We start from the raw sequence: 25,174 nt of genomic DNA, 5'->3' as shown, positions 1-25,174 counted from the left end.
TTTTTTGCGTCCGCAAAAGCTTTTTTCAAGAATATTCGCTTTTCTTTAGCAGTTTTCAATTCCACGGTATTGAGGGTTTGCGAACCTGGATTACATTTTTATTTTGTTTTTAATTTTACAGAAACAACTTTACACGACTAAAAAATCACTGCTTTTACGATTTCATATTTAATTGTGTTCCTTACAACATGTCTTATGGCATCCTTATAGCATCTGTGGTAAAATGTTCCTATTTGCAAGAGTTTATACAGCACATCAAGGCTCTTTCCTCAAAAGCAGTAAATTTGCAGTAAATCCAGCCAGTCCTCTTGCAAACATCCTTGCATTTCAAGGGGTTTAGGGGGTTAATTATTAAAAAAGGAACGGATAAACACATGAACAAAACTTTTCAGATCGCTTTATTCATCATGCTCGTATTCCTGGCTCTATCCGGGAACGTCTTCGCCCAAGACGCCGAATACGTTGAAACCGACGATGGCTTCGCCGACAGCATTACCAACTGCAGAATGGTCGGCAATATCTACCGGGAAGACATGGATCAGTTCAGCAACGGAGACTTCTCAATCAAAGGCGTCCGCTGGCAGGAGTTCGTTTACAATCTCCGCTACGATTCGACGTTGTACTGCGGATTCGCGACTTCAACGGTCGCGTCGGAAAAATACGCCGAGTATGAGAACGAGATCGCCGACGCGGCGTACAAATTCATGACAGCCTATGAATTGCGCCTGATCGCAATCGAGAATGAAAATAACGCCGGGATCCGGGCTTTAGCCGATAAAATCGCTGCCGAAGCGGAAACAGCGTATCAGAAATACTTTGTCGCCGTCAGCGATGTCGTCGAATTCAAATAAATCAGGAAGGATTGCCGGAAAATGACAAAGAGAATCCTCGTTTTATTCGCTGCCGTTGTCCTTTTCGTTTCGGCCGCCGCCTCGGCCCTGGCGCGGGATGAGGAACAGGATAAAAACTTCATCAAGCATATGCGCAACTGCGCAACCAGCATTACCCATTACGATAAGTTCCTGAAGCCATACGCAGCCGGAAAATCGAAGCCCGGCGACGCGGAATGGATCGATCTCGTCAAATCGCTCCGGTTCGACAATGGGATCTCCTGCGGCTATATTGCCTCGCGAAGTGTCCCTGAAGAATTAACCGATCAGGCGAGAGACATCTACGACGCCGCGTATTTCGTCGAAATGGGACTCGAACTGAATATCCTTGCGCTGGAGAATCCCGAAGTTTCCGAAATTCTTATGAAAAAATCGAAGGAAATGCTCTCGAAGGCGGATGAACTTTTTGGGACTGCCCTCGATATCGTCGGCTGGTAAACGAACGACTATTATAATTAAATTATTAAAATAGAAACCTTGGGTTCGCGGATAAGGACCGTCAGGCCTTCGCCGCGGACACAAGGTTTTTTTCAGGGAAACGAAAATAATTATGAAAGTATTAAAAAGATTACTGATACGCGCGGTCCTCGCTGCGATCGTACTGTTGCTGAGTTGGTTCTTCTATAAACGGGATGAACAGCAACAAAGCAGTCCGAGCGTACGGACATATGATGATTACGTCCAGATCTGCGCAAACGTACTGGACGATTACACGAGCCAGCTCAGCGCGTATCAGGAAGGAAAGAAGATGGTCGGCGGCACGGATTGGGACGAGCTGACCGCGAAAATCCGCCTTGAAGCCGGGATCAACTGCGGCTATGCAGCCTCGCGTCAGACCTCGGAGGACCTGACCGATCAGCGAACCAAGGTCTATGACTTCGCCTATTCGACAGCAATGGCGCTGGAAACGCGGATTCTGGCGCTGGAAAATCCGGAACTCGCTGAAATCCTGAACGCTGCCTCCGAAAAATTCGAAGACCAGGCGGAAACGAACTATGACTCTTTCTCAGATCAGGTAAAGAAGCGATAAGACGCTCAGCCGACGCCGAGAGGATTCCCGCTTCAGCGGAAAGGAATCCTTTCGGCGTCGTCCTCTTTCAACGACTTTCCTGCCCGCGCCGCAGCGTCCGAAGAATATATCCCGACCCGATGATCAGCACGATCAGCGTCATCACCACCGATCCCGCCGAGCTGTACCCGATCTTGAATGACCCGACCCCATAGTTATAGATATACTGCGTAATCGTCGCCGTCGTATTCGCCGGGCCCCCGCGCGTCAGGATATTCACTTTATCGAAAAGCCGGATCGAATCGATCGCGCGCAGCAGCACAACCAGGATCACCCCGCCCAGAATATTCGGCAGCGTGATAAAAAAGAACCGCGCGGCGGCGTCCGCCCCATCGATTTCCGCCGCCTCGTACTGCTGCTGTGGAACGCCCTGAAGCGTCGCGTAAATCAGCAGGAACGCAAACGGGGTATACTGCCAGACGTCGATGGCCAGGATGCACCAGAACGCTGTCTTCACGTCGCTCAGCCAATTCACCGGCGCCAGTCCCAACAGCGCCAGCAGCTTATTTACGATCCCATAATTATTCGACAGCATGATCCGCCAGATCAGGACCGCCGTAACCGGCGGGAGCACCATCGGCAGCAGCAGCAGCGTCCGGATCAGGTTCTTTTGCCAGGTCAGCTGATGCACAAAAACGGCCATCAGCAGCCCAAAAACGGTCTCGATCAGCACGGCGCAGACCATGAATTTCAACGTGTTCCCCAGCGCCTGATGAAAATACGGGTCGGAAAGGATCCGCGCGTAATTTCGAAACGAAACGAAAGCCATCTGATCCGGCTTAATCATGTTCAGATTCGTCAGGCTGAAAACCGCTGTAAAAATCAGCGGAAAAATCGTCAGCAGCGCTAACAGCAGCATCGTGGGCGCCGTATGAATGGTCGAAAAAAGTCGGTTCTTTTTCAATGAATTTTCCTCACGAAAGCCGCGGAACCGCCCGCATCAGCAGGCGGCCCCGCGGCCGGCACGCTCGATCCGGTTACTCCATGATCATCTCAATTTGCATCCGCGCCGTCGTCAGCGCGTCTTCCACGCTCTTCACCCCGGAAATCGCCGCCGACAGCTCCGCGCCCAGAGCCGTTTGGACCTCGCCCCAAAGCGGCGTCCGCGGGCGGGCGACCGATTCGTTCGTCGCTTCAAGCAGCGTCGGGAAATACGCGTATTTCGCCGTCAGCCCGGCGTCCGTCAGGACCGACGCGCGCGTCGGGACCCCGCCATGCAGCGCTTCGGTCTTCTGAGCCTCTGCGGAGGTCACGTACTTCAGGAATTCCAACGCCAGTTCTTTCTTCCCCGAATTCGCCGTCACGCCCATCAGCCAGTTCCCGATCATGCCCGCCGCGTTCTTCTCCGCTCCGCCGTCGACCTTTCCCGGAATCGGCGCGTACGCCGCGCTCGCCGTCTCGCCGGAAATATACCAGCTCGGCCAGCCCAGCGACATCGCCGCCTTGCCTTCCGAAACCGCCGCGACAATATCGTTCTTTTCATAGTTAACGCCATTCTCCAGCAGCGCCATATACAGCGTCAGCGCCGCCTTCGCTTCCTCTGAATCGATCGTCACGTTGAAATCTTCGTCGAAAACGTTCCCGCCGAACGCCCAAAGAACCGGAAGGAAATCGGCGACGATCGGATCGCCCTGCGTTCCGCGGATTACGTACCCGATCTCGCCACCCTCGCTGACCTTCTTCGCGATCTCCAGTACCGCCGCCCAGTCGCCCGGGACTTCCGTTACGTCGTACTTTTCAAACAGCGCCTTATTATAGAAAAACAGGATCACATTCCCGGAATAGGGAAGCGCGTAAATATCCCCGGTCGCGTAAGGAACCCGTCCAAGCGCCAGCGACTTTTCCGCGAAATCCGCGTCGGCTTCATACCCAAGCTCGCTCAGGTTCGCCAGGATCCCGTTCTCGCCAAACTCGGGCATCCACGGATCGTCGACCATGATCAGGTCCAGCTCGCCGACCTCGTTCACCGAATCAAGTCCGATTTTCTGTTTCAGGTCGGCGCTCTCAAGCCCTAAAATCTCAATTTTGACGTTATGCTCCGCCTCAAACGCGTCCTTCACCGCGTTCATCGCGTCCACATGCGACCCGCCCCGCGCAGCGACGACCAACGTCTCCTGCGCCGAGACGGCGGCGGTCAGCCCAACCAGAGCCAGAACCACGACCCATAAAACGACCCTACATTTTTTCATTTATCTTTCTCCTTATGCTCATGATTCGCCGCGAAAACCGCGGCGTTTTCCCACGCTGGAAGTCATCCGCTATTCCTTGACCGCGCCGCTCGACAACCCGCTGATCAGGTAGCTCTGCGCAAAGATGACAAAAATCAGCACCGGCAGCAGCGAAATGATCCCGCCGGCGGCGATCAGCCCATATTCGGCCAATTCCTGTTCCGAGTTCATCGTCGCTAAAACCAGCGGGATCGTAAAATTCGACGGCTTCTGAACGAAAATAACGCCGTAAAGATACTCGTTCCAGGACGTCATAAACGATAAAATTGAAACCGACGCGATCCCGGGAACAACAAGCGGAAGCGCGATCCGGATCAGGACCTGCCACTCCGTCGCCCCATCCAGCATCGCGCTCTCCTCCATCTCGATCGGCAATCCCTCGAAAAACGTAATCATCATCCATATAATAAACGTCAGATTAATCAGGACATGCGCGGAGATAATCGGGATCTTCGTCTGGATCAGCCGCGCCTGCGTCATCATCAGATACAACGGCACGGCGAACGCGATCGGCGGAAGCACGCGGACGAGAAATATCCAGAATTGCAGCGTCCCGGCCCAGCGCAGCCGCAGCCGCGCCCGCGATAATACATACGCGACCCCCAACCCCAGGATCAGCGAAATCGTCAGCGAAATCAGCGTTACCTGCAAGCTGTTCCGAATCGCGACGGCGAAATTCCGTTCCCGGAACAGGCGCGTAAAATGCGATAAGGTAAACGATTTTGGGAGAAGCGGGATCGAAGAACGCAGCTCATCCTGATCGCGAACCGACAGCGAAATCATCCAATAAATCGGAAACAGCGTCCAAACGAGTAAAACGACAACAATCACCAGGTTCAAAACCTTCAGCCTTTTTTTCATCAGCCCGCTCCACGAAAAAGAATCAAAACCGCCCTCTCTATTTTAGCAAAGCTTCTCAGGAAGAATGTAATGTTAAATCTGATAGATTGTAATGCTTTCGAAAAGCTGCGTCGCGATTCGTCTCGAACCGCAGCGCTTTCACGTTTATCCTTAATAAGGGGACTTCGCTCCCCTCGGCGCCTGTCCTCGCAAGGGCCTCTCACACTTACCCTGTAAAAACAAAAAACCGCACGTTGGCGGTATTTTGATATTAGCGGAGAAGGAGGGATTCGAACCCTCGAAAGACTTGCGTCTTTAACGGTTTTCGAGACCGCCCCGTTCAACCACTCCGGCACCTCTCCGAATCAAGCGTCGCTAATTATACAGCATTTTCAAAAGTTCCGCGAAAGTCCGGCGAAAAAAAGCGGAACCGCCGCCGTCTTCCGAGATTGGGAGGCCAAACGGTACGCTGAGAATCCCATACAACCGGTTAATACGCCGGCGGATCCGCCGTGACCTCCGCGTAATACCAGCTCTCGCCGCGCTTCCCGAAAAACGCGATCAGGTAATCCGAATAAAAAGGATTCAGCTCCGCATACGGGCGGATCTGACCGAAAAGAATTTCGTCAAATCCAAGCGCGTAATCCGTCCGGTTCAACGAGAATCCCAGCCCGTTCTCCCGCTCATAAAAATAAAACAGGGTCGAATTCAAAATAGACAGGCCGAACGTCCGGACATACCCGTAGGCACGGTCAAAATTCAGCTGGCTCATGATCGTCCGATCGCCGCTGACGATCTCGGAAACCGCCGGATCCGGATCAATATCGACCGTCAGCCGCAGCGGTAAGAACCAGTCCCCACCGTAATTTAAAATTCCCAGGACCTGCGGGAAGGGGGCGGCAGCGTACGGGAACCACATCGTGAAAAACTCATACGCGTTCGAATAAACGCTCAGCTGCGCCCGCGTCGGATACCCGGCCGCGCGGTTCATCGGATTCGTATACTCCGTACCGGTACTGTAAACCTCGCCGTACGCCCCATACGCGAACCGGCTCCGCTCCGAAAGCGACAATTTCAGCCGGCCCGCCAGCGTCTCAGGAACGTCGAGCTCGCCCGTTTTCGTTTCAAACGACAACGGGCTCAGTTCCGGCGCGCCCGCCAGCGCATATTCGGCATAGTGGAACCCGTACGGAAGCGCCAGCGCTTCCGGGTCGAACTGGACCGCGGCGGTCCGCTTCGGGTCGCGGACGACGATCAGGTCCGCGATAATAATCGCCGCGTCGTCCCCGTCCGTCGCGCCGAAAACGATCGTCTCGTCGCCCTGCTGAAGGCTCGAAAAACCCAGCTGCCGCTTCGCTCCGTCCGTCAGGAAACAGCCGTCGTCGCATTCCACCGTCACGTCCGCCCAGGTTTCGCTCAGCTCGAACGAATCGGGCAGGATCGTTCCGACCCGGCCCCGGAGCCTGACCGCAGCTCCCTTTTCCGCCGCATAATCGTCGCCGGCGTAATTCCGGAAAATATCCGGTTCGTTATCGTAAGCGATCGAACCTTCGCCGTTCGCCGGAGCCTCGCTGACTTCCGGCGTCGCCGTCGCTTCTGCCGCCAACCGCGGCAGCGTCGGCAGCGAAGCAATATTGATCAGCGGCGTCGCCGTCCGATCCGCCGCGGCCGGCGTAACGTCCAACGCAATCTCGACCAGCGAACAGGCCCCGCAAAGCAGCGGCAGCGCCGCCAAAAGAACCCAGCGCAGCCGTCTAATCAAGCTCGTCCTCCCGCGCCAGATCGTCCAGCCAGACCTGAACCGCCGCGTCCGAGGGCATCCGCCAATCGCCGCGCGGAGAAAGCCCGACCGATCCGACCTTCGGACCGTCCGGAAGGCAGGAACGCTTGAACTGATTCGTGAAAAACCGCTTCAGGAACGTCGTCAACGTCCCGCGCAGCCGCGCCCGATCCGCCCGACCGGCGAACGCGCGCTCCGCCAGGTACAGCGTCTTCCGCGGCGAGAACCCGCGCCGGACCGTCATGTACAGATAGAAGTCATGCAGCTCATACGATCCCAGGATCGACTCGGTCAGCTGCGTCGTCGTTCCGCCCGCGGACGGAAGCAGCTCCGGACTGACCGGCGTATCCAATACGTCGAACAGGACCGCTTTCAGCGCCCCATTCTCCGTTGTCGCCGCGGCATGGCGGACGAGGCAGCGGACCAGCGTCTTCGGGACCCCGCCGTTAACCCCGTACATGCTCATATGATCCCCGTTATACGTCGCCCAGCCCAGCGCCAGCTCCGAAAGGTCCCCCGTTCCAACGACCAGCCCGTCCACCTGATGGCAGACGTCCATCAGGATCTGCGTCCGCTCGCGCGCCTGCGCGTTTTCGTACAAAAGCGAATAATTGTTCGGATCATGCCCCAGGTCCTCAAAATGCCGCCGCACGGCAGGCCCAATCGGGATTTCCCGGACCGTCGCGCCGATCGCCTCGCACATCTTTACCGCGTTCGACTTTGTCCGCGCCGTCGTCCCAAACCCGGGCATCGTCACCGCCACGATCCGGCTCATCGGCCAGTCCAGCGCTTTCATCGCCCGGGCCGCAACCAGGAGCGCCAGCGTTGAATCCAGCCCGCCGGAAATTCCCAGAACCGCTGAATGAACGCGCGCCCGTTCCAACCGCGTCGCCAGCCCGGTCCGCTGAATCGCGAAAATCGTTTCACAGCGCGCCGCCAGCTCAGCATCGTCGTCCGGGACAAACGGCGTCGCGCTGAACCGCCGCGTCAGCGCCGTCCGCCGTTTCGTCAGCGAAAACGGGATCATCCGGAAATTGCGCTCCCCCGCCGCGTCGGGCCGCCGCGTCCGCCGCCGCTCATTCAGGATCAGCTCCAGATCGAGTTCGCTGACCGCGAATCCGGCGCCGAACGGTTCGCTCTCCGCGAGGATCTCGCCGTTTTCGGCGATAAGATCCTGGCCCGAGAAGACCGCGTCCGTCGTCGACTCTCCGAATCCCGCTTCCGCGGAGATATATCCGGCCTGAAGCCGCGCCGAGACCGCGCGAAGGAACGCACGCCGCGCCCCTGCCTTTCCAACGACCTCGGGACAGGCGGAGCTATTCGCAAGAACCGTCGCGCCCGCCGCCGCGGCCGCAATCGACGGCGGGACCGGAAGCTCCGCATCGTCGCCGATTTCGATCCCGATCGTCAGCGCCGGCAGCTCGACGCAACGGAACAGCAGGTCCGTCCCAAACGGGACCTCTTCGCCGAGAATCCTCGCCGTTCCGCCCAGTCCCTGCCCTGAAGCGAAAACGTCTCCGTTTCCGGAAATCCAGCTCTTCGGGACGACGCCTGAAATCCTGCCGTTCGCGACCGCCGCCGCGACGTTGTAAATCCGCCCCTCCCGCCGGAGCGGCAGCCCGACGACGACGAAGATTTCCGACCCCGCCGTCGCCGAAACGATCCGCGCGAGCGACGCCTCCGCCGCGTCCAACAGCGCACGCTGCCGCAGCAGATCGCCGCATCTATTCCCGGTCAGCGCCAATTCCGGAAAAACCGCGATCCGCGCGCCCGCCGTGACGGACTCCGCGATCCGGGCGATTACCGCCTCGGCGTTCGCGCCCGGGTCCGCCACGATCACCTCGGGCGAACAGGCCGCGGCCTTAATAAATCCATAGTCCATAAATTCCCGTCCTGTATCCCGCTGAACCTTCCCGCTTAAATCTTAACCGCATCATCCTCATCCCGCAATTCTCGACGGCAGAACCCCCGCTCTTTTAAAGAAGTATAATAGGCCCAAAACCTGACGTACCGAAAGAAAGGCAGTCCTCTATGACTCTATCGAAACCCTGGAACTGGGCGCTCTCCGAAAACCCCGCCTGGCTCGAGCCCTCCGACGAGGGTCGCGCGATCGCCGAACGCTGGAAAAACCACGGCGTTGAAAGCGTCCTCGATTTCGGCTGCGGCCTGGGGCGGCACGCTATCTTCTTCGCCCAGCGCGGCTTCCGCGTCAGCGCTTTCGACCTTTCCCAGGACGCCGTGGATCATCTCAACGCCTGGGCCAAACGCGAAAACCTGCCGATCAAAACCGAAACCGCCGACATGCTCAATCTTCCGTATAGCGATAACGCTTTCGACGCAATTTTCGCCTTTCACACCGTGTTCCACACCGATTCGGTCGGGATCCGGAAAATCATCAACGAAATAAAGCGCGTCCTGAAGCCGAAGGGCCAGCTATACCTGACCCTCGGCTCCAAAGAAACCTGGGCGTTCAGGGACGCGGGGTTCCCCAAAATCGACGCAAACACGATCGTCAAGATCGAGGACGGCCCGGAAAACGGGATTCCGCATGTTTTCGTTGATTTCGACGATATACCGCGCCTGTTCGCCGGGTTCAGCCTGATCAACGTCCGTCACGTAGATCATTGTCTCTTCAACGGAAAGCCGAGGAACAGCAAACATTATTTCATCGAAGCCAGCCTGAATTAAGATCAAAGACCGTGCGGCATCATCGCGCGGTCTTTCGTTTCCGCTGGTCCGCCGCTAAGCTAATTCCGCCTGACCGGTCGATAAGCGATAATAGCGCCCGCGCGAATCGATCAGGGCCTGATGGTCCCCGCGCTCAATAATTTCGCCATGTTCCAGGACAATAATCGCGTTCGAATTCCGGACCGTCGATAACCGGTGCGCGATGACGAAGACTGTCCGGTTTTCCATCAACCGATCCATCGCTCGCGAAATCAGCATTTCCGTCCGCGTATCGATCGAAGACGTCGCCTCGTCCAGGATCAGGATCGGCGGATCCGCGACCGCCGCCCGCGCGATCGCCAGCAGCTGGCGCTGGCCCTGGCTCAGGTTCATCCCATCGTTCACGATCATCGTCTGGTACCCGTCCGGAAGATGGCGGATGAACGAATCGGCGTTCGCCGCCTTCGCCGCCGCGATAACCTCGGCGTCCGTCGCCGCCAGCCGCCCGTAGCGGATATTTTCCATGACCGTCCCGGTAAACAGGTGCGTATCCTGAAGGACCATCCCGAGCGACGAACGCAGGCTGTCCTTTCGGATTTCACGGATATCGATCCCATCGATCGTAATCATTCCCGAATCGACGTCGTAGAACCGCGTAATCAGGTTGATCACCGTCGTTTTCCCCGCGCCCGTCGAACCGACGAACGCGATTTTCTGACCCGGCTTGGCGTAGAGGCTGACGTTCTTCAGGATCGGCTCGCCGGGAACGTAAGAAAACGTGACGTCATGAAAACGGACGTCCCCGCGGAACGGAATCAAAGCCGGCTTCCCGTCGCGAACCGTTCGCCAGGCCATTCCCCCGACCGCCTCGCTCATCGCCGGATCGTCCGCCGGCGCCTCGACCAGCTCGACTCCGCCATCGTCGATCTCAGGACGCTCGTCCAGCAGGCTGAAAATCCGTTCCGCCCCCGCGACCGCCGCGAAAATCGCGTTCAGCTGCTGCGAAATGTTATTGATCGGCATGGTGAAGTTCCGCGTATACTGAAGAAACGACCCGATCGTCCCGATATCCATCATCCCATGAATCGTCAGCACTGCCCCTGCCATCGCGGTTAACGCGTAATGAACGTATGACGCGTTCGCCAGGATCGGCATCACCATCAGCGAAAACGACTGCGATTCTGAACCTGAATCGAAAAGATCCCGGCTCAGGACGTCAAACTGCTTCTTGACCTCCGCCTCGTGCGAAAAGACCTTGACGACCTTCTGGCCCTCGATATATTCCTCGGCGTAACCGTTAACCGCGGCCAGATCTGTCTGCTGCGCGCGGTAATATTTCTGACCGCGGCCGCCGACGATCCGGACAACCAGGAAAATAAACCCCACCTGGATCAGGACCAGCAGGAAAAGCTTCCAGCTCAAGACGATCATCATCGCGACCACGCCGATAATCGAAATCAGGCTGTTGATCAGGTTCGGGAGCGAATTCCCAACCATCTCGCGCATCGTCTGCGCATCGTTGGTAAAATGGCTCATGATCTCGCCGTGCGTCCGGCTGTCAAAATAGCCGATCGGAAGCGACTCGACCTTGGAAAACATGTCGATCCGCAGCCGCAGCAGCATGCCGGAACTGACGTAAACCATAATCAGTCCGGAAAAATAACTCGTCGCGATCCCCATCAGGTAAATCGCTCCCATCCGCGTCAGGATCCGGATCAGCGGCGCGAAGTCCGGGGATTCGCTTCCAATCAGCGGGACAATCGCGTCGTTAATAACCGACCGGAGCAGGTACGTTCCCCCGACCGAAGCGACCGCCGTCACAACCGCCATCAGCAGCGCCAGGACCAGCTGCAGCCTGTAGTCCTTCAGGTAAACCAGGATCCGCAGCAGCGTCTTCCATACCGAGGCGTTCCGCAGCGCCTCTTTCTCAGCCGTCCCTTTCTCCTGGTTCATTCGCCCACAACCCCTTTCTGCTGTGATTCGTAGGTTTCCCGATAAATCGCGCAGCTTTCCATCAACTCTGCATGTTTCCCAAAAGCGACGATCTTCCCCTCGTCGATAACGAGGATCCGATCGGCGTTCATGACCGAACTGACCCGCTGCGCGATGATCAGGTTGGTCGTATCGGCGTAGTTTTCGCGGAACGCACGCCGGAATTTCGCTTCCGTCGCCACGTCGATCGCGCTCGTCGAATCGTCCAGAATGATGATCTTCGGCTTCTTGAGCAGCGTCCGCGCGATACTGATCCGCTGTTTCTGGCCGCCGGAGACATTAACCCCGCCCTGCCCCAGATCGGTCTGGTACCCCTCCGGGAAACTCAGGATAAAGTCATGCGCCTGCGCCGTCTTCGCCGCCAGCTCGATCTCCGACTGGGTCGCATCCGGATCGCCCCAACGCAGGTTTGATTCGATCGTCCCCGAAAAGAGGACGTTTTTCTGCAGCACGATCGCGACCGAATCGCGCAGCTCCCTGAACTTATACGAACGGACGTCATGCCCCCCGACAAGGACCTCGCCGGATAAAACGTCGTAAAGCCTCGGGATAAGCTGAACGAAGGTCGATTTTCCCGACCCGGTCCCTCCAATAATCCCGATCGTCTCGCCCGACTCGATCCGGACGTTGATATTCTTCAGCGTCAACTTCTCCGCGTCCGCGGCATAACTGAAATTAACGTTCCGGAACTCGATCGAACCGTCGGGAACCTTCAGATCCGGGTCTCCCGCCTCGTCGGTCATCGAAAGCGGTTCGTCGATTACGTCGAGGATCCGCCTGACCGACGCCTGCGAAATAACGTACATCGCGAAAACCATCGAAATCATCATCAACGCGATCATGATCTGCTGCGAATAGGTCAGGAAGCTGAAAAGCTCTCCGGGAAGCATCCCGCCGCCGACAATCAGCTTCCCGCCGAACCAGAGAATCGCTACGATCGACGCGTTCATCATGAACATCATCATCGGCATTCCCCAAATCACCACCTTTTCCGCTAAAACCTGAGCCGCGCGGACTTCCTTCGACGTAATTTCAAATTTCTCTTTCTCGTGCCGTTCGCGAACGAACGCCTTGACGACGCGGATCGCGATCAGGTTCTCCTGAACGTTCGCGTTCATGCTGTCCATCTTATCCAGGTACGAGATAAAGCGCGGATGCGCCTTGCGGATCATAAAAACGATCGCGAAGAGCAGGAGCGGAATAGATATGAAAAAGACGAACGACAACGTTCGATTGATCCGAACGGCCATAACCGTCGCGAACAACGCCATCGCCGGTGCGCGTACGAACAGCCGCGTCACCATCTGGTACATCTGCTGAACGAAGGAAATATCCGTCGTCAGCCGCGTTATCAGCGATGCCGTCCCAAACCTTTCAGTATTCCTGAACGCGAAATCCTCGATCTTCCCGAAAATCAGCCGCCGGATATTCATCGCGAAGCCGGACGATCCGACGACCGCCGTCCGCGCCGCGATCGTCCCGAAAATCATCGAAATAACCGCGAACAGGATCATCAGCAGCCCGATTCTAACGACGTAATCCACGTCGCCCCTGACGATCCCGACGTCGATCATCATCGCCATCAGGTACGGGATCAGAATATCAAAAAAACATTCGACCAATACCAGCAGCGGCGTCAGGATCGCGTACTTTCGGTATTCGCCCGAATACCCGAACATCCGGGCAATATGGAACCTTTTTCCCAAATTCATCGGCAACCCGCTTCCTTTCCCCTTTTACCGCAGATCCACCATCGTCTCACCGTCGGTCAGAACGTCGATCAGGACTGACAGGATTCGCGGCAGCGCCGCCCGATCCGCTTCATCGAGCCGCGAAAAGATTTCGGCGTTGACCTGTTCCATGTCCGCCTTCGCCGCGCTCAGCGCTTTCCGGCCATCCTCGGTCAGGTACAATTTGTTCCTGCGTAAGTTATTCATATCCGTCTCTTTCCGGATCAGCCCGGATTTTTCGAGCCGTTTCGCCGAAGCGGCGATCGACGGCGCGCTGACGCCCAGCCGTCCGGCGATATCGGCCTGAGTACAGCCCTCATTTTTCGCAATCGCATGGAGAATCGGCGCCTGGCCGAAAAAAAGCCCGTGCTGACGCGCGACGGCGTCCATCCGATACCGATACAGCTTCATCGCATGCTTCATCATCGGTTCCAAATCGGAACGACTTTCCGGGAAATGGGTCATTTTCCGTCCTCTCTCCCGCTCGCGAAACGCGTCGGGGTTTGCGCGAAGAAAATGATAATCGATTAATTATTTCAGCGCTTCGAAAAATTTTTAATCCGTGACAGCCGTAACCGGGTATTTCACATGGGATCCGTTCAGCGTTCCGCGCCCTCTTTCCGAACGATCAGCGTCAGGAAAAGCGCGCCGCCCAACCCCGCGGTCAGTACCCCGACCGGGATTTCAATCGGAAACGCGACCCGCGCGACCATGTCGCAGCCCGTCAGCATCCCTGCGCCGATCAGACCCGCCGCAGGAAAACTCCGTTCGACGTTCGCCCCGAAAAAGGCCCGCGCGAGATGCGCGGCGGCGAGGCCGACCCAGCCGATCGTCCCCGCGACCGACATGCAGAGCGCCGTGATGATGACCGTCCCGGCAAGGTACAGCGGACGTTCCAACCGCAGATTAACGCTCATCGACGCCGCCGTCTCGTCATCCAGCGACAGCAGGTTCAGCCGCCAGCGAAAAATCGACATCAGCGTCAGAACGATCAGGATCGGCGCGATCAGCGGCCCAATCTCCGCCCAGGTCACCCCCTTCAGCCCGCCTAAGATCCAATAATACAGCACTAACAGCCGATCGTCCGGATCCAGCGCATACTTCATCAGCCCCAAAGCGGACGAGAAGATCGCCGACGAAGCCATTCCGGCTAAGACCTGCCGCAGGATCCAGTGGAAGCCCGAAATCCGCGCCGCGAAAACCGTCGTCAAGGCGAACGCGGCGAAAGCGAAAGCGATCGCGGAAAGCTGGACCACGCGGACGCCGCCGGGCAGAGCGAAAATCGCGAACGCCGCCCCGAAAGTCGCGCCCTGCGAAATCCCCATGAACCCCGGCTCAACCATCGGGTTATTCATCAGCGTCTGCAGCGTCAGTCCGGAAACCCCAAGCGCCGCTCCAACGAGAAACGAAAAGAGAACACGCGGCGCGCGAACGTTAAAAAACACGATCCGTTCGATCTCGTCGCCAACCAGCGGGTTGCGCAGCCCTGCTTCCGGGTACCGCCCCAGGCAGAGCGACGCCAGGACCAGGGCCAAAACGATCAGCGCCAGGCTCACCATCCGCCAATGGCTCGTCCGTGTCAGGTCCATAAGACGACTTTTCGCTCTCCGACCGAAAAAATCCGGATCGGCGTCTCGTAAACCGACGTCAGGTTCGCTTCCGTAAAGACCTCGGACGCCGGGCCAGCCGCCTGAACCAGCCCGCCTTTCATCAGGACCATCCGATCGGCGACCGCCTCGGCGACCGCCGGCTCGTGCGTCGAGAGGAGAATCGTTTTTCCCCGCCGGGCGAGCGAACGGATAATATCAAGAAAACGCCGCTTGTTGGCTAAATCGAGCGCCGACGACGCCTCGTCGAGCAGCAGGACCTGCGTCGACTGAACCAGGACCCGCGCCAGAAGGACCAGCTGGACCTGCCCCCCGCTCAGCGTCCGGACCGACCGTCGGATCAGAGAAGTCAGCCCGACTTCCTCAATCGCCTCCGCGGCGATACCGGCGTCGGCACGGCCCGGCGCGGCTAACGGCGAAAGCCAGGGCGCGCGGCCCATCAGGACGTAATCCAGGATCGAATAATCGAACGCGATCCGTTCCGACTGCGGAACGAAGCCGATCGACCGGCCGACCTCCCGCCGCGTCAGCTCCGCAAGCGGCCGGCCGCCATAAAGGACCCGCCCCGACGCCGGAACCAGCCGGCGGTTCGCCAGCTTCATCATCGTCGTTTTTCCCGACCCGTTCGGCCCCAGCAGCGCCGTGACCTCGCCGGGGCTGAAACCGACGGTAAAATCGTTCAGCGCGAACGGCGTCCCCCAATCGTACGCGAACCGCACCCGTTCAAAAACCAGCTCTTTTCCCCTTTCGCCGGAACCCTTCAAAAGCGCCTCCTAAAAGCGAATTTTTCGCGTCAGAACCGCGGCACAGAAGATCAGGACGCACAGCAGCGACGTCATGATCCCGACCGGAATCTCCCGTGGGCTGAGAAGCCGGATCGCCGTATCGGAAGACAGCGTAATCAGCGCGCCGAGAAGAATCGACCCCGGAAGCGCGAAACGGCTGTCCGCGCCGAAAAGAATCCGCGCCAGATGTGGAACGATCAGGCCGACCCAGCCGATAATCCCGCTCAGCGACGTCACCGCCGATATCCCGACGACGGCCGCGCCGATCAGGAGCGTCCGTTCGAGAGCCAGCGCCGCGCCCAGCGACGACGAGCTCTCGTCCGGAAGCGAAAAAAGATTCGTTCGCCAGCGAAAAAGCCCGACTGAAATCAGCGACGCGAGCGCTAAGAGGACGACCGGGATAAAACCGTTCGCCGTCACGTAGCAGTATGCCCCCATCATCCAGAACTCGATCGCATGCAGCTGATTTCTCCCATCCGCCATCAGCTTTAAAACCGTCAGCGCTCCGGTAAAAAAAGCCGAAACCGTTATTCCCGCTAAGAGAAAACGCAGCGTCCACCCACCGTACCGGAGCCGCCGCGCGATCGCCAGCGATAAAATCAACCCCATACCGCCGCCGATAAACGCCGCGAGCTGCCGTACCGCCGCCGAACCGGGAAAGAAGATGATCGCCGTCGCCGCGCCGATCGCCGCGCCCTGCGAAACGCCGACGATATCCGGACCGGCTAACGGATTATTGAAGACAGTCTGACAGACCAGGCCGCCCGCGCTTAAAACCGCGCCAGACAGCAATGCAATCACGACCCGAGGGAACCGAAGCCGCCAGAACAGGTTCGCCGCGATCGGATCGTCCGCCAGATCGCGCCATCGCGTCCACCCCAATTTCGGGTAACGTCCCGACCAAAGCGCAGCAGCGGCGGTCCCGATCAGGATCAGGACAAGCAGGCACAACGCGCCGCGCTTTTTTTTCATTCCTATCAGATCTTCAGCCTTGAAAGGCATGCCGCCTTTCCTCGGAATCCAATTCCACCGTCCGCTCATCATGCACGATTGTAAAACCATATTTAATATTTGAATAGCCCCCCTCCCATAAATCGAGCGGGCCGGTTTTTCAACAAAATAAAGTAAAATAGTTTTTAAGCGGCTCTGTCGCCCGGCATGAAAAGAGGTATGGATGGATATCATCGAGTATAAATGCCCGTCCTGCGGCGGGTCAATTTCCTTCGACAGCGGAACCCAGCAGATGGTATGCCCTTACTGCGGCGTGAAGTCTGACGTCGAAGCGCTGAAATCGCTCGACGAGGCACTTTCGAAAACGACCGAAGATCGCATGGAATGGCGTCCGCCGGAAAATCATTGGCGCGAAGGCGAGCTGGATAACATGCGGATTTACGCCTGCGCGTCCTGCGGCGGCGAAATCATCGGCAATGAAACGACGGCGGCGACGAGCTGCCCCTACTGCGGAAGCCATGTCGTCATCGCAGGTCAGTTCTCCGGCGCGCTGCGTCCCAACCTCGTGATCCCGTTCAAGTTGGATAAGAACGCGGCGGTCGAAGCGCTCAAACGGCATTATAAAAGAAAGCCGCTCCTCCCCAGGGTATTCAAAGAAGATAACCATATTCAAGAAATCAAGGGGATGTACGTGCCGTTCTGGCTGTTTAACGCGGATTCCGACGTCGATATCCGCTGTCAGGCGACAAAAATCCGGAGCTGGAGCGATTCTGAATACAATTACACGGAAACATCCTATTTTCACGTGTCCCGTCAGGGCCATATCGGTTTTGAAAACGTTCCGGCAGACGGGGCCTCAAAGATGCCCGACGCGCTGATGGAGTCCATCGAACCGTACCATCTCCAGGATGCGGTCGATTTTCAGACCGCCTATCTTGCGGGGTACCTCGCGGACAAATATGACGTTGAGGCGGATCGCTGCGTCGAGCGCGCCAACGCGCGCATCAAAAAAAGCGCCGAAGACGCCTTTACCGCTACGGTAACCGGCTATCATACGGTAACGTTGCAAAGCAGCAGCGTTCAGCTGAAAAGCGGAGCCGTTCGCTACGCGCTTTTTCCTGTCTGGCTGCTGGGGACGAACTGGAAAGGGAAACGCTATATGTTCGCCATGAACGGACAGACCGGCGCGCTCGCAGGAGACGATCTTCCGATCAGCAGGGTCGCCTGGCTGATCGGGATGCTGATCTCCGCCGCCGTATTCATGCCGATCGTTTACTTCCTGATCCAGTATGTTCTCAACAGCTGACCAACGCGGAGCGCAAAGGACGATATAAAAATGAAAAAAAAGCTTGCGTGGTTCCTCCTGATCTGGCTGCTCGTTCCAGCGCTGGCGTTCCCCGCCTCGGCGGCGCAGATTATCTTCGAGACTGATTCAATCCCTGCCGAAAGGCAGAAGGAACGTCTGACCGACAGCGCCGAGTTGCTCAGCAGCGTCGAAAATGAAGAACTCCTGGGAAAGCTTGACGAAATCAGCGTCCGGCAGGCCTGCGACGTGGTCATCGTGACGACGAACGGGCTGGGAGGGAAAACCCCCACGGAATTCGCCGACGATTTTTTTGATTACAACGGCTTCGGGATCGGCCCGAACGCTGATGGGATCCTGCTGATGATCAGCATGGAGGACCGGGACTGGGCGATCTCGACGCACGGCTTCGGGATCACGGCGTTTACCGACGCGGGACAGGCCTACATCATGGAGCAGGTTCTCCCGAGCCTCGGCGAAGGCGACTTCTTCAAGGCGTTCAGCAAATTTTCCGACCTGACGGATCGATTCCTTGAACAGGCGAAAAACGACGCCCCCTACGTCGCGGAAACGCTGCCAAAGCCGGAAATATCCCCGAAAGAACGCGCCGTCCGGATCCTGATCAGCGCCGCGATCTCCGTCCTGCTGGCCTTGATTCCGCTGGCGCTCCTGGCGTCCGCCCATAAATCCATCCGCTCCCAAACCCATGCCGATACGTACGTCCGCGACGAGAGCTTTCAGGTCACCGGCGGGAACGATCTCTTCATGTATTCCCGCGAATCGAGAACAAAACGCGAAACCAGTTCGTCCAGCGGCGGCACGAGCGGGACGCATACCAGTTCATCCGGGCGCACCCATGGCGGAAGCAGCGGTAAATTCTGACCCGCCGGACGCGTAAGCGATAAAGCGCCGAAACGCGCGCGCTTCGAATCCAGCGTCGCCCGCGGAAAAGGTAAAGCCAAAAAGCGGTCAGCCGACGAGCGACTGATAAAAAACCTCGATTTCAGTCTGAACCCGGGAAGCCTCGGCGCGCTCCTGAACGATCCCGCGGTTCAACCGCGCCGCCCGCGACCGCATCCCTTCGTTATACATCGCGCTCAGAATCGCGTTCGCCAGCTCTTCCGGCGAATTCGGATCGACGAGGAGCCCGTTCACGCCCGGCGTAATCCACTCCCGAAGCGATTCAATATCGCCCGCCACCGGGAAGCATCCGATCGTCATCGCTTCCAAAAGCGAATTCGGCGTTCCGTCATGCTGACTGACCGTAATCGTCATCAGCGCATGATGGAAGAGCGCCCAGAGATCGGGCTGCGGGAGCGACGGGAGGAGCAGGACGTTCCGCTCGATTTTCAGCTCGCGGACCCAGTCCAGCGCCTCTGGCTGATCCGCCATCGCCGGACAGACAAACAGGATGTTCGGGAACTGCCGCGCGACGATCGGAACTGCGCCGAAAAACGTATCGGTCCGAACCGAACCGGGACGGAAGCCGCGCGGATTCAGGATGAATTCGCGATTCGGCGGGAGGCGCCGTAAAATCGGCGCGTCCGCCTCCGACGCAAGGACCAGGCTCGGGATGTCGATCCCGCCGTTTCCCGGAACGACCGCCGTCGCCTTTCCATCCGCCAGCCCCAACGCCCGCGCCAGCCGGATATCGCGGCGCGTGTCCGCGGCTAACCCGTTCGTACGGGCGAGCGTCCGCCGCGTCAGCTGCATCATACCGGCCGACCCATACGCATGCAGCGTCAGATCGTTTCCCCAGACCGAAACCGCCAGCGGATAACGCGCCGGCGCGTACGACGCCGTCATTCCCTCGAACGGGATCCGCAGCGCATGAATCAGGTCGGGACGAATCTTTTTCGCGATCGCCGCGAAACGCCGGCCGCTGAACGGGATCGAAAACGGCGCCGACTGGTACCGAAAGGTCAGGAAAAAATCGCGGAACCGCCGAACCGCGAGCGCGCTCGCGGTCATCCGGCTTCCCGGATCGAGCCCGCGAGACTCGTCCGTTCCGCCCGAAATCATTCCAACGCGCGTCCCGACGCTTTTTCCGGAAACGAAATTCGAAAAAGCGATCGGGAGCGTCGCGAAACTCGCGACCGGATCCGGAGCTTCGCAAGGATAACTCGAAACCAGATGAATCTCATGCCCCAACGCCGCCACGGCCGCGAGATAACGAACCGTCGTCGGGCTGCGCCCGTCGGCTAAAAAAAGAATCCTCATCGCGATTTCTCCGTAGCCGTGAAACGGATCGCCGCTTCAAACCGATCGGCCATCTTCTCTAAATTGATTTCGTCGCGGACGATCGCGAACGACCGCGCCCCCATCTCGCGGAGCCGCGCCGGATCGGTCAGCAGCTCGCGAATCGCCGCCGTCAGCGCCACGCCGTCGCCGCTTTGGATCGTCCGTCCGTTATCCGCGCGGACGAGGTCCGACTGCGTCCCGTCCGCCTCCGCCGCAATAACGGGAAGCCCGCTCGCCATTGCCTGCTGCAGCGCTAAACCGCCGGTACCCGGAAGGACGAAAAGATCCGCCGCGGCGAATTGCGCCGCGAGCTCGTCGCCGTAAAGCGCGCCGGGAAATTCCGTCCGCGGATAGCGTTCCGCCGCGAGCCGTTCGAATTCGCCGCGAGCCGGACCGTCGCCGACGATTCGGAGCCGCGGACTGAACTCGCTTTCCAGCGCGGCGCAGCTCTCGATCAGCAGATCAATCCGTTTCCGCGCCTGGAGCCTGCCGACGGAAAGAAGGAGCGGCCCCTCGCTGGAAAACCCAGACGGTCGCGCCGGCGGGTCGCGCCGCGGCCGCGGCGCGACCGCGTTCTTCGCGATAAAAATCCGTTCGCCGGGAAACCCCAGCTCCCGGTACGTTTCCGCCCCGCGCTCGCCGTACGTCAGCAGCGCGTCGAACGACCGGATAAACGCCCGCTTGAAAAGCCCTGTCGCGGACCCCGACCCCAGCCCCCAGCCGATAACCGGACGCCCCCGCCGGCGCATCCAGCCGATCGCGGCCAGCGTCGTCGGATACCGGAGATTCGCCTCGCAGATCAATACGTCAGGGTCCCCGCTCCCGAGCCATTCCAGAACGTTCAACTGGAAGCAAAAATACGCTCTCCCGTTCAGGACGCCCGGGAGCACGTACAGATTTTTCGCCGGATAGACCTTCGCGATTTCGGGAAGCCTTGACTCGTCGATCATCTCCTCCCGCCGCGCATGACCCGCGAAAAGCGTCAGCGAGCCTCCGAAGCGCGCCGCCAATTCGTCAAAAAACGGAACGCGGTAACCGGCGAGAACGCGCTGGAGCACCCCGATTTTCATGTCCGATCCTTTCAACGGCGTCCCGCTCACGGAATAACCTTCACGGAAGAACCGTTTTCGCCTTTGACGACCTCGATCCGCGATTGGAACGCGTCTTTAAGCTCTTCGAGATGCGTAATAACCAGGATTTTTTCATAATCGTCCTGAATCGCGTGAATCGCCTCGATCAGGCGCTGGCGCCCGTCGGCGTCCTGCGACCCGAATCCCTCGTCGATAACGAGAAGGCTGAGCCGCGACCCGGCGCGGCGTGTCAGCATCGCCGACAGCGCCAATCGGATCGCAAAGTTGACGCGGAACGCTTCCCCGCCGGAAAAAAGCTCATAGTCGCGCGTCCCGGTCTCATCCTGAATCAGGATATCCAGCGTCTCCCGTGCGTCGGTCCGACTCTTATCTTTATATTCGCCCTGCGTCGTAAGCTGAATCGACATCCGTTCCTCCGTCAGCCTGCCTAAAACGCGGTTAGCGTTTTCCTCGATTTCCGGGAGCGCTTCGTCGATCAGGAGCGCCGGGATCCCCTTCGGCGAAAAGGCGACGTTCAGCTTCTCGACCACGCCGAGCCGTTTCCGGAGCCCGGCCAATTCGGACTGAAGAGAATCCCGCTGACGCTTGAGTTCTTTAAGCGCTTCGAGCCGCTGCCGCGCCGCGCCCAGCTCCGTTTGCAGCTGCGCGCTGGCGCTGTGCGCGAGTTCATATTCGTTCTGAGCCTGCTGTAAATCCGGGAGTCCCTTGCGGATCTCGTTGAGCTCCGCCCGCTTTCCCGCTAACGCCTCAACGCGGCGATGATAATCGGCCCGGTCGGTCTCGAGCCGGTCGCCGCGCTCGCCGATCTCACGAACGAGCTGCGCGAACGACGCCGCCGCCCGTTCGACCGCTCGATAAGCGTCTTCCGCGCCGGCCAGTTCCTGACCGCGCGTCGAGGCGGCTTCATGCGCCGCGCGATCGTACCCCAGGGCGTCGATCTCGGATTGAAACCGGGCGATCGCTTCGCGTTCGTCCCGCCCGAACGATTTCCCGGCGAGAACGAGCGCGAGCCTGTCCCGCTCTTCCGCTTCGCGCCCGTCCCAGGACGCCTTCGCCGCCGCGTACCCTTCGCGGCGGGCGACAAGCGGGGCGCGTTCGCTTTCGAGCGCGATTTTCTCCCGTTCGGACGAACGAATCAGCGCAAGCTCCCGGTCCAGCGCGGCCTTTTCGGCGCTGAGCTGCTCGTTTTCCGCCTTGTTCGCGCGAAACGCGTCGCCGAGCTTCTTCCCCTCGGCGGACAGCTCAGCTTCATATTTTTTACAGTGATCCTCGTTCATCTCCCGTCCGCAGAACGGACAAACCGCGCCCGCCGCCTCCCGGACCTCGTTCAGATGCTTCTCGATCTGCTTCATCCTCTCGCGCAGCAGTTTATTGTCAACGCTGTTCCCGGTCATGCGTCCATTCAATTCGTCCAGCGCCTTTTCGTGCGCCGCTTTGGTTTGAATCCGAAGGTTCGCGGCTTCGAGATCCCGCTCGATTTCGACAAAGCGCTCGCGCTCCGCCTCAACCGCCGCCCCCAATTCGGCCAACTGCGCCAGCTGTTCCTCCAGCGCGTCCAGCCGGTTCGTCAGCCGCGTTTCTTCGAGCTGCAGCGCGTGTTCCGCGGTTTGAACCGCCTGCGTCAGCTCGTAAAACCGCCGCGAAGACGCCTGAAGCCCAGCCAGCCGCGCCCGGACCGCCTGAAGCTCCTGATAATCGGCGCGAACGGCGTCCGCGTTCGAAAGCGTCGCCCGCGTCCGTTCGAGCTCACCCGTCCGCTCGTCGAATATCCGCTGATCGGATTCGAGCTGACGGAAGCGGCGGTTATTCTCGCGCTCTTCCTCCTCGATCGCGGACTGCCGCCCGGTAAACATCGCCTCGGCGTCACGCGCGTTCTGAAGCCGCTGGATCGCAAGCTCGAAACGCTCCTGAGCGCGGTTCGCTTCCGCCTGAATCTCCTCGAACCGCGCGATCCGCGCGTCTTCTTCGGAAAGCTCGGCGTCGATCGACGCCGCCTGATCCACGAGCGAGCGCTGATCCGTTTTGAGCGCCGACTCGATCGCCTGAGCCTTTTTTTTATAAACGTCCCAAATCGATAAATTAAGGATATCGCTGAGGATGCGCTTCCGTTCGGTCGCGTTGGCGCGGGTGAAATTATCCGCCTTGCCCTGAAGAAAAAACGACGCGTTAACGAACGTATCGTACGAGAGATGGAGCATGCCGCAGATTTTTTTATCCGTTTCGCGCCGCGTCTTCTCGGTCAGGATCGTCCAGCTTGCATCCGCCGGATTATAACTATGAAACTCAACGCTCATCGCCGCGCCGGATTTCCCGATCACGTACCGCCGGATAACCCGGTACAGGACGCCTTCATATTTAAATTCAAACGCGACCTCGGCGGTTGGCTTATCGCCCGCGCCGCCGCTCCCGGCGGTCACGCTGTTCACGACCGAAGCGTCGTTCTTTCGCGCCTCGCCGAAGAGCGCCCAGGTCATCGCGTCCAGCAGCGACGATTTTCCCGCGCCGTTTTCACCGGTGATACAGGCGATCCGCAGCGGGCGCAGATCGATTTCGACCGCCTCGCGGTACGACAGGAAGCCCTGAATTTTCAGCCAAACAGGGATCATTCGTCTTCCTTTTCAGCGTCGGGCTGAACGCCGCCCTCGGTCGGCGCCGAATCCGGATCCTGAGCCGGGAGACGTTCGACGAGGACTTTATCGATCCGCCGCCCATCCATGTCGACCACTTCAAAACGGTAATCGCCCATTTCGATCGTGTCCCCCGCCTTCGGGATAAACCCGAAGCGCGAAAGAAGGAACCCGGCGACCGTCTGATAATCGACGCGTTCCTGATCTTCGAGCTGATCCACTCCCAGCATGTCTTTCATATCCTCGATATCGAGGCCTCCGTCGATCAGGAACGACCCGTCCTCCCGGGTTACGATCTCCGGCTCATACGTTTCGTCGTCCGCCGAAGGGATTTCTCCGACGAGCTCTTCGAGAATATCGACCGGCGTTACCAGCCCGGAAAACCCGCCATACTCGTCAATGATAATCGCCGCCTGCTTCCCGGACTCGCGGAGCGAATCCAGCGCGGAGAGCGCCGGGGTCGACTCCGGCAGGAAGAGCGGCGTATCGATAAGCTCTTCAAGACGGATTTCCTGACCGGAAATATACCGGTCAAGAATTTTCTTGACGCTGACGATTCCGAGGACGTTATCCGGATGGTCCCGGACGACGGGGAAATACGTCTCGTTCGACGCGCGGATTTCTTCCAGGATATCCTCGATCGGTTCGGCGATATTGACCCAGGTCACGTCGGTCCGCGGCGTCATCATCGCATGAACCGCGCGATCGCTCATCCGGAAAACCGATTCGACGATATCCTGTTCCGTTTCTTCGAATACGCCCGACTGCTTCCCCTGCTCGATCATCGCTTTCACCTCGTCCTCGGAAACCGGCGGCTCGCTGTTCTCCCTGACGCCCAAAAGACGGATCCCGATATCCGACGAAAAACTCAGGAAACGGACGAGCGGCTTGGCGACGTTGGCGATCCCGGTCATGAAACCGCCGACCTGAATCGCGATTTTTTCCGGATAAGCGATCGCGATCCGCTTGGGGACGAGCTCGCCGATAACCAGCGATAAATAAGTAACCAGGATCGAAACGATCAGGACCGAAAGCGTATCGGCGACCGGCGCTAAAAAACGGACCTTGCAAAGCTGCGCTTCGATCGGAGCCGAAAAGGCGATCGAACCGATCGCGCCGGAGACCACGCCCGCGAGCGTAATCGCAATCTGAATCATTGAAAAAAAATCGGACGGGTGCTCCGAAAGATCATGCGCTGCCTGAGCCTTCCGGTTCCCCTTAGCGATTTCACTTTGAAGCTTCGACTTTCGAAGCGACACGACCGCCATCTCTGTCATCGAAAAAAGCCCGTTGATAACGATCAGAACGAGCATCAATAGAATTTTCGCACCCATGTATCTTAACTCTCTGTTTGTCCGTTTCCCTGACGCAGC

At 58.6% G+C, this 25,174-nt stretch carries 21 protein-coding genes and 1 tRNA gene; 6 read left to right on the top strand and 16 right to left on the bottom strand.

The genetic code is table 11. The features are described from left to right. Window positions 1–374 precede the first annotated feature (374 nt). The 3 genes from BEQ56_04005 to BEQ56_03995 all read left to right on the top strand — a co-directional run bounded on the left by BEQ56_04005 (window position 375) and on the right by BEQ56_03995 (window position 1,920). Window positions 375–851, top strand: a complete 477-nt coding sequence (locus BEQ56_04005; protein AOH42712.1) for a hypothetical protein — start codon at window positions 375–377, stop codon at window positions 849–851. A 21-nt stretch (window positions 852–872) separates the two neighbouring features. Beyond that, complete coding sequence (locus BEQ56_04000) at window positions 873–1,328, top strand: hypothetical protein (GenBank protein AOH42711.1); 456 nt, start codon at window positions 873–875, stop codon at window positions 1,326–1,328. 112 nt (window positions 1,329–1,440) lie between these two features. Then, window positions 1,441–1,920: a hypothetical protein gene (locus BEQ56_03995; GenBank protein AOH42710.1), complete on the top strand. Its 480-nt coding sequence runs from the start codon at window positions 1,441–1,443 to the stop codon at window positions 1,918–1,920. A 67-nt stretch (window positions 1,921–1,987) separates the two neighbouring features. Here BEQ56_03995 and BEQ56_03990 read toward each other — a convergent pair whose 3' ends face one another. From BEQ56_03990 to BEQ56_03965, 6 genes are all read right to left on the bottom strand, one after another. Further along, a complete protein-coding gene (locus BEQ56_03990; protein ID AOH44394.1) occupies window positions 1,988–2,818 on the bottom strand; it encodes an ABC transporter permease in 831 nt (276 codons plus the stop codon). Window positions 2,819–2,936: 118 nt separating this feature from the next. Next, window positions 2,937–4,148 carry an ABC transporter substrate-binding protein gene (locus tag BEQ56_03985; protein AOH42709.1) on the bottom strand — a complete coding sequence of 404 codons (1,212 nt, stop codon included), beginning with the start codon at window positions 4,146–4,148 and terminating at the stop codon, window positions 2,937–2,939. A 69-nt stretch (window positions 4,149–4,217) separates the two neighbouring features. Continuing rightward, complete coding sequence (locus BEQ56_03980; protein ID AOH42708.1) at window positions 4,218–5,048, bottom strand: hypothetical protein; 831 nt, start codon at window positions 5,046–5,048, stop codon at window positions 4,218–4,220. Window positions 5,049–5,299: 251 nt separating this feature from the next. Continuing rightward, a tRNA-Ser gene (locus BEQ56_03975) sits at window positions 5,300–5,389 on the bottom strand. A gap of 128 nt (window positions 5,390–5,517) precedes the next feature. Continuing rightward, on the bottom strand, window positions 5,518–6,789 hold the full coding sequence (locus BEQ56_03970; GenBank protein ID AOH42707.1) for a hypothetical protein: 1,272 nt from the start codon (window positions 6,787–6,789) through the stop codon (window positions 5,518–5,520). Continuing rightward, complete coding sequence (locus BEQ56_03965; GenBank protein AOH42706.1) at window positions 6,782–8,689, bottom strand: NAD(+) synthase; 1,908 nt, start codon at window positions 8,687–8,689, stop codon at window positions 6,782–6,784. The genes BEQ56_03970 and BEQ56_03965 overlap by 8 nt, the downstream gene beginning before the upstream one ends. Before the next feature lie 149 nt (window positions 8,690–8,838). On the opposite strand from BEQ56_03965, the gene BEQ56_03960 reads away from it, so the two are divergent. After that, complete coding sequence (locus tag BEQ56_03960; GenBank protein AOH42705.1) at window positions 8,839–9,495, top strand: methyltransferase type 11; 657 nt, start codon at window positions 8,839–8,841, stop codon at window positions 9,493–9,495. Between the two features lie 54 nt (window positions 9,496–9,549). Here BEQ56_03960 and BEQ56_03955 read toward each other — a convergent pair whose 3' ends face one another. The 6 genes from BEQ56_03955 to BEQ56_03930 all read right to left on the bottom strand — a co-directional run bounded on the left by BEQ56_03955 (window position 9,550) and on the right by BEQ56_03930 (window position 16,590). After that, window positions 9,550–11,427: a hypothetical protein gene (locus tag BEQ56_03955; protein AOH42704.1), complete on the bottom strand. Its 1,878-nt coding sequence runs from the start codon at window positions 11,425–11,427 to the stop codon at window positions 9,550–9,552. Then, the gene (locus tag BEQ56_03950) at window positions 11,424–13,178 is read right to left on the bottom strand and encodes an ABC transporter (GenBank protein AOH42703.1); all 1,755 of its coding nucleotides are present in this window, start codon (window positions 13,176–13,178) and stop codon (window positions 11,424–11,426) included. Before BEQ56_03950 ends, BEQ56_03955 begins: the two co-directional genes overlap by 4 nt. A 24-nt stretch (window positions 13,179–13,202) precedes the next feature. Beyond that, window positions 13,203–13,622 carry a hypothetical protein gene (locus tag BEQ56_03945; protein AOH42702.1) on the bottom strand — a complete coding sequence of 140 codons (420 nt, stop codon included), beginning with the start codon at window positions 13,620–13,622 and terminating at the stop codon, window positions 13,203–13,205. A gap of 173 nt (window positions 13,623–13,795) precedes the next feature. Next, on the bottom strand, window positions 13,796–14,785 hold the full coding sequence (locus tag BEQ56_03940) for a hypothetical protein (protein AOH42701.1): 990 nt from the start codon (window positions 14,783–14,785) through the stop codon (window positions 13,796–13,798). Next, window positions 14,776–15,537, bottom strand: a complete 762-nt coding sequence (locus tag BEQ56_03935; GenBank protein AOH44393.1) for a hypothetical protein — start codon at window positions 15,535–15,537, stop codon at window positions 14,776–14,778. Before BEQ56_03935 ends, BEQ56_03940 begins: the two co-directional genes overlap by 10 nt. Window positions 15,538–15,576: 39 nt before the next feature. Next, on the bottom strand, window positions 15,577–16,590 hold the full coding sequence (locus BEQ56_03930; GenBank protein AOH42700.1) for a hypothetical protein: 1,014 nt from the start codon (window positions 16,588–16,590) through the stop codon (window positions 15,577–15,579). Window positions 16,591–16,762: 172 nt separating this feature from the next. On the opposite strand from BEQ56_03930, the gene BEQ56_03925 reads away from it, so the two are divergent. Together BEQ56_03925 and BEQ56_03920 are read left to right on the top strand one after the other, a co-directional pair. Further along, window positions 16,763–17,845, top strand: a complete 1,083-nt coding sequence (locus BEQ56_03925) for a hypothetical protein (GenBank protein AOH42699.1) — start codon at window positions 16,763–16,765, stop codon at window positions 17,843–17,845. 30 nt (window positions 17,846–17,875) lie between these two features. Continuing rightward, window positions 17,876–18,724: a hypothetical protein gene (locus BEQ56_03920; GenBank protein AOH42698.1), complete on the top strand. Its 849-nt coding sequence runs from the start codon at window positions 17,876–17,878 to the stop codon at window positions 18,722–18,724. An 87-nt stretch (window positions 18,725–18,811) separates the two neighbouring features. On the opposite strand, the gene BEQ56_03915 is transcribed toward BEQ56_03920, so the two are convergent. Genes BEQ56_03915 through BEQ56_03900 form a run of 4 tightly spaced genes read right to left on the bottom strand, consistent with a single transcriptional unit; the run spans window position 18,812 to window position 25,135 of the window. Beyond that, window positions 18,812–20,062: a hypothetical protein gene (locus BEQ56_03915; protein AOH42697.1), complete on the bottom strand. Its 1,251-nt coding sequence runs from the start codon at window positions 20,060–20,062 to the stop codon at window positions 18,812–18,814. Next, complete coding sequence (locus BEQ56_03910) at window positions 20,059–21,183, bottom strand: hypothetical protein (GenBank protein AOH42696.1); 1,125 nt, start codon at window positions 21,181–21,183, stop codon at window positions 20,059–20,061. Before BEQ56_03910 ends, BEQ56_03915 begins: the two co-directional genes overlap by 4 nt. Next, window positions 21,180–23,780: a hypothetical protein gene (locus BEQ56_03905; GenBank protein ID AOH42695.1), complete on the bottom strand. Its 2,601-nt coding sequence runs from the start codon at window positions 23,778–23,780 to the stop codon at window positions 21,180–21,182. The genes BEQ56_03910 and BEQ56_03905 overlap by 4 nt, the downstream gene beginning before the upstream one ends. Then, entirely contained in the window at window positions 23,777–25,135 is a 1,359-nt protein-coding gene (locus BEQ56_03900) for a hypothetical protein (GenBank protein ID AOH42694.1), read from the bottom strand. Before BEQ56_03900 ends, BEQ56_03905 begins: the two co-directional genes overlap by 4 nt. Between the last annotated feature and the right edge of the window lie 39 nt (window positions 25,136–25,174).

The organism is Anaerolineaceae bacterium oral taxon 439, assembly GCA_001717545.1.
Taxonomy (GTDB): Bacteria; Chloroflexota; Anaerolineae; order Anaerolineales; family Anaerolineaceae; genus Flexilinea.
This window is presented reverse-complemented; position numbering and strand designations above follow the sequence as displayed.

Excerpts from the sequence above, each read along its gene's own strand:
- BEQ56_04005 (AOH42712.1), top strand. The coding sequence starts at position 375 with ATGAACAAAACTTTTCAGATCGCTTTATTCATCATGCTCGTATTCCTG.
- BEQ56_04000 (AOH42711.1), top strand. The coding sequence starts at position 873 with ATGACAAAGAGAATCCTCGTTTTATTCGCTGCCGTTGTCCTTTTCGTT.
- BEQ56_03995 (AOH42710.1), top strand. The coding sequence starts at position 1,441 with ATGAAAGTATTAAAAAGATTACTGATACGCGCGGTCCTCGCTGCGATC.
- BEQ56_03990 (AOH44394.1), bottom strand. The coding sequence starts at position 2,818 with ATGCTGCTGTTAGCGCTGCTGACGATTTTTCCGCTGATTTTTACAGCG.
- BEQ56_03985 (AOH42709.1), bottom strand. The coding sequence starts at position 4,148 with ATGAAAAAATGTAGGGTCGTTTTATGGGTCGTGGTTCTGGCTCTGGTT.
- BEQ56_03980 (AOH42708.1), bottom strand. The coding sequence starts at position 5,048 with ATGAAAAAAAGGCTGAAGGTTTTGAACCTGGTGATTGTTGTCGTTTTA.
- BEQ56_03965 (AOH42706.1), bottom strand. The coding sequence starts at position 8,689 with ATGGACTATGGATTTATTAAGGCCGCGGCCTGTTCGCCCGAGGTGATC.
- BEQ56_03960 (AOH42705.1), top strand. The coding sequence starts at position 8,839 with ATGACTCTATCGAAACCCTGGAACTGGGCGCTCTCCGAAAACCCCGCC.
- BEQ56_03955 (AOH42704.1), bottom strand. The coding sequence starts at position 11,427 with ATGAACCAGGAGAAAGGGACGGCTGAGAAAGAGGCGCTGCGGAACGCC.
- BEQ56_03950 (AOH42703.1), bottom strand. The coding sequence starts at position 13,178 with ATGAATTTGGGAAAAAGGTTCCATATTGCCCGGATGTTCGGGTATTCG.
- BEQ56_03945 (AOH42702.1), bottom strand. The coding sequence starts at position 13,622 with ATGATGAAGCATGCGATGAAGCTGTATCGGTATCGGATGGACGCCGTC.
- BEQ56_03940 (AOH42701.1), bottom strand. The coding sequence starts at position 14,785 with ATGGACCTGACACGGACGAGCCATTGGCGGATGGTGAGCCTGGCGCTG.
- BEQ56_03930 (AOH42700.1), bottom strand. The coding sequence starts at position 16,590 with ATGCCTTTCAAGGCTGAAGATCTGATAGGAATGAAAAAAAAGCGCGGC.
- BEQ56_03925 (AOH42699.1), top strand. The coding sequence starts at position 16,763 with ATGGATATCATCGAGTATAAATGCCCGTCCTGCGGCGGGTCAATTTCC.
- BEQ56_03920 (AOH42698.1), top strand. The coding sequence starts at position 17,876 with ATGAAAAAAAAGCTTGCGTGGTTCCTCCTGATCTGGCTGCTCGTTCCA.
- BEQ56_03915 (AOH42697.1), bottom strand. The coding sequence starts at position 20,062 with ATGAGGATTCTTTTTTTAGCCGACGGGCGCAGCCCGACGACGGTTCGT.
- BEQ56_03905 (AOH42695.1), bottom strand. The coding sequence starts at position 23,780 with ATGATCCCTGTTTGGCTGAAAATTCAGGGCTTCCTGTCGTACCGCGAG.
- BEQ56_03900 (AOH42694.1), bottom strand. The coding sequence starts at position 25,135 with ATGGGTGCGAAAATTCTATTGATGCTCGTTCTGATCGTTATCAACGGG.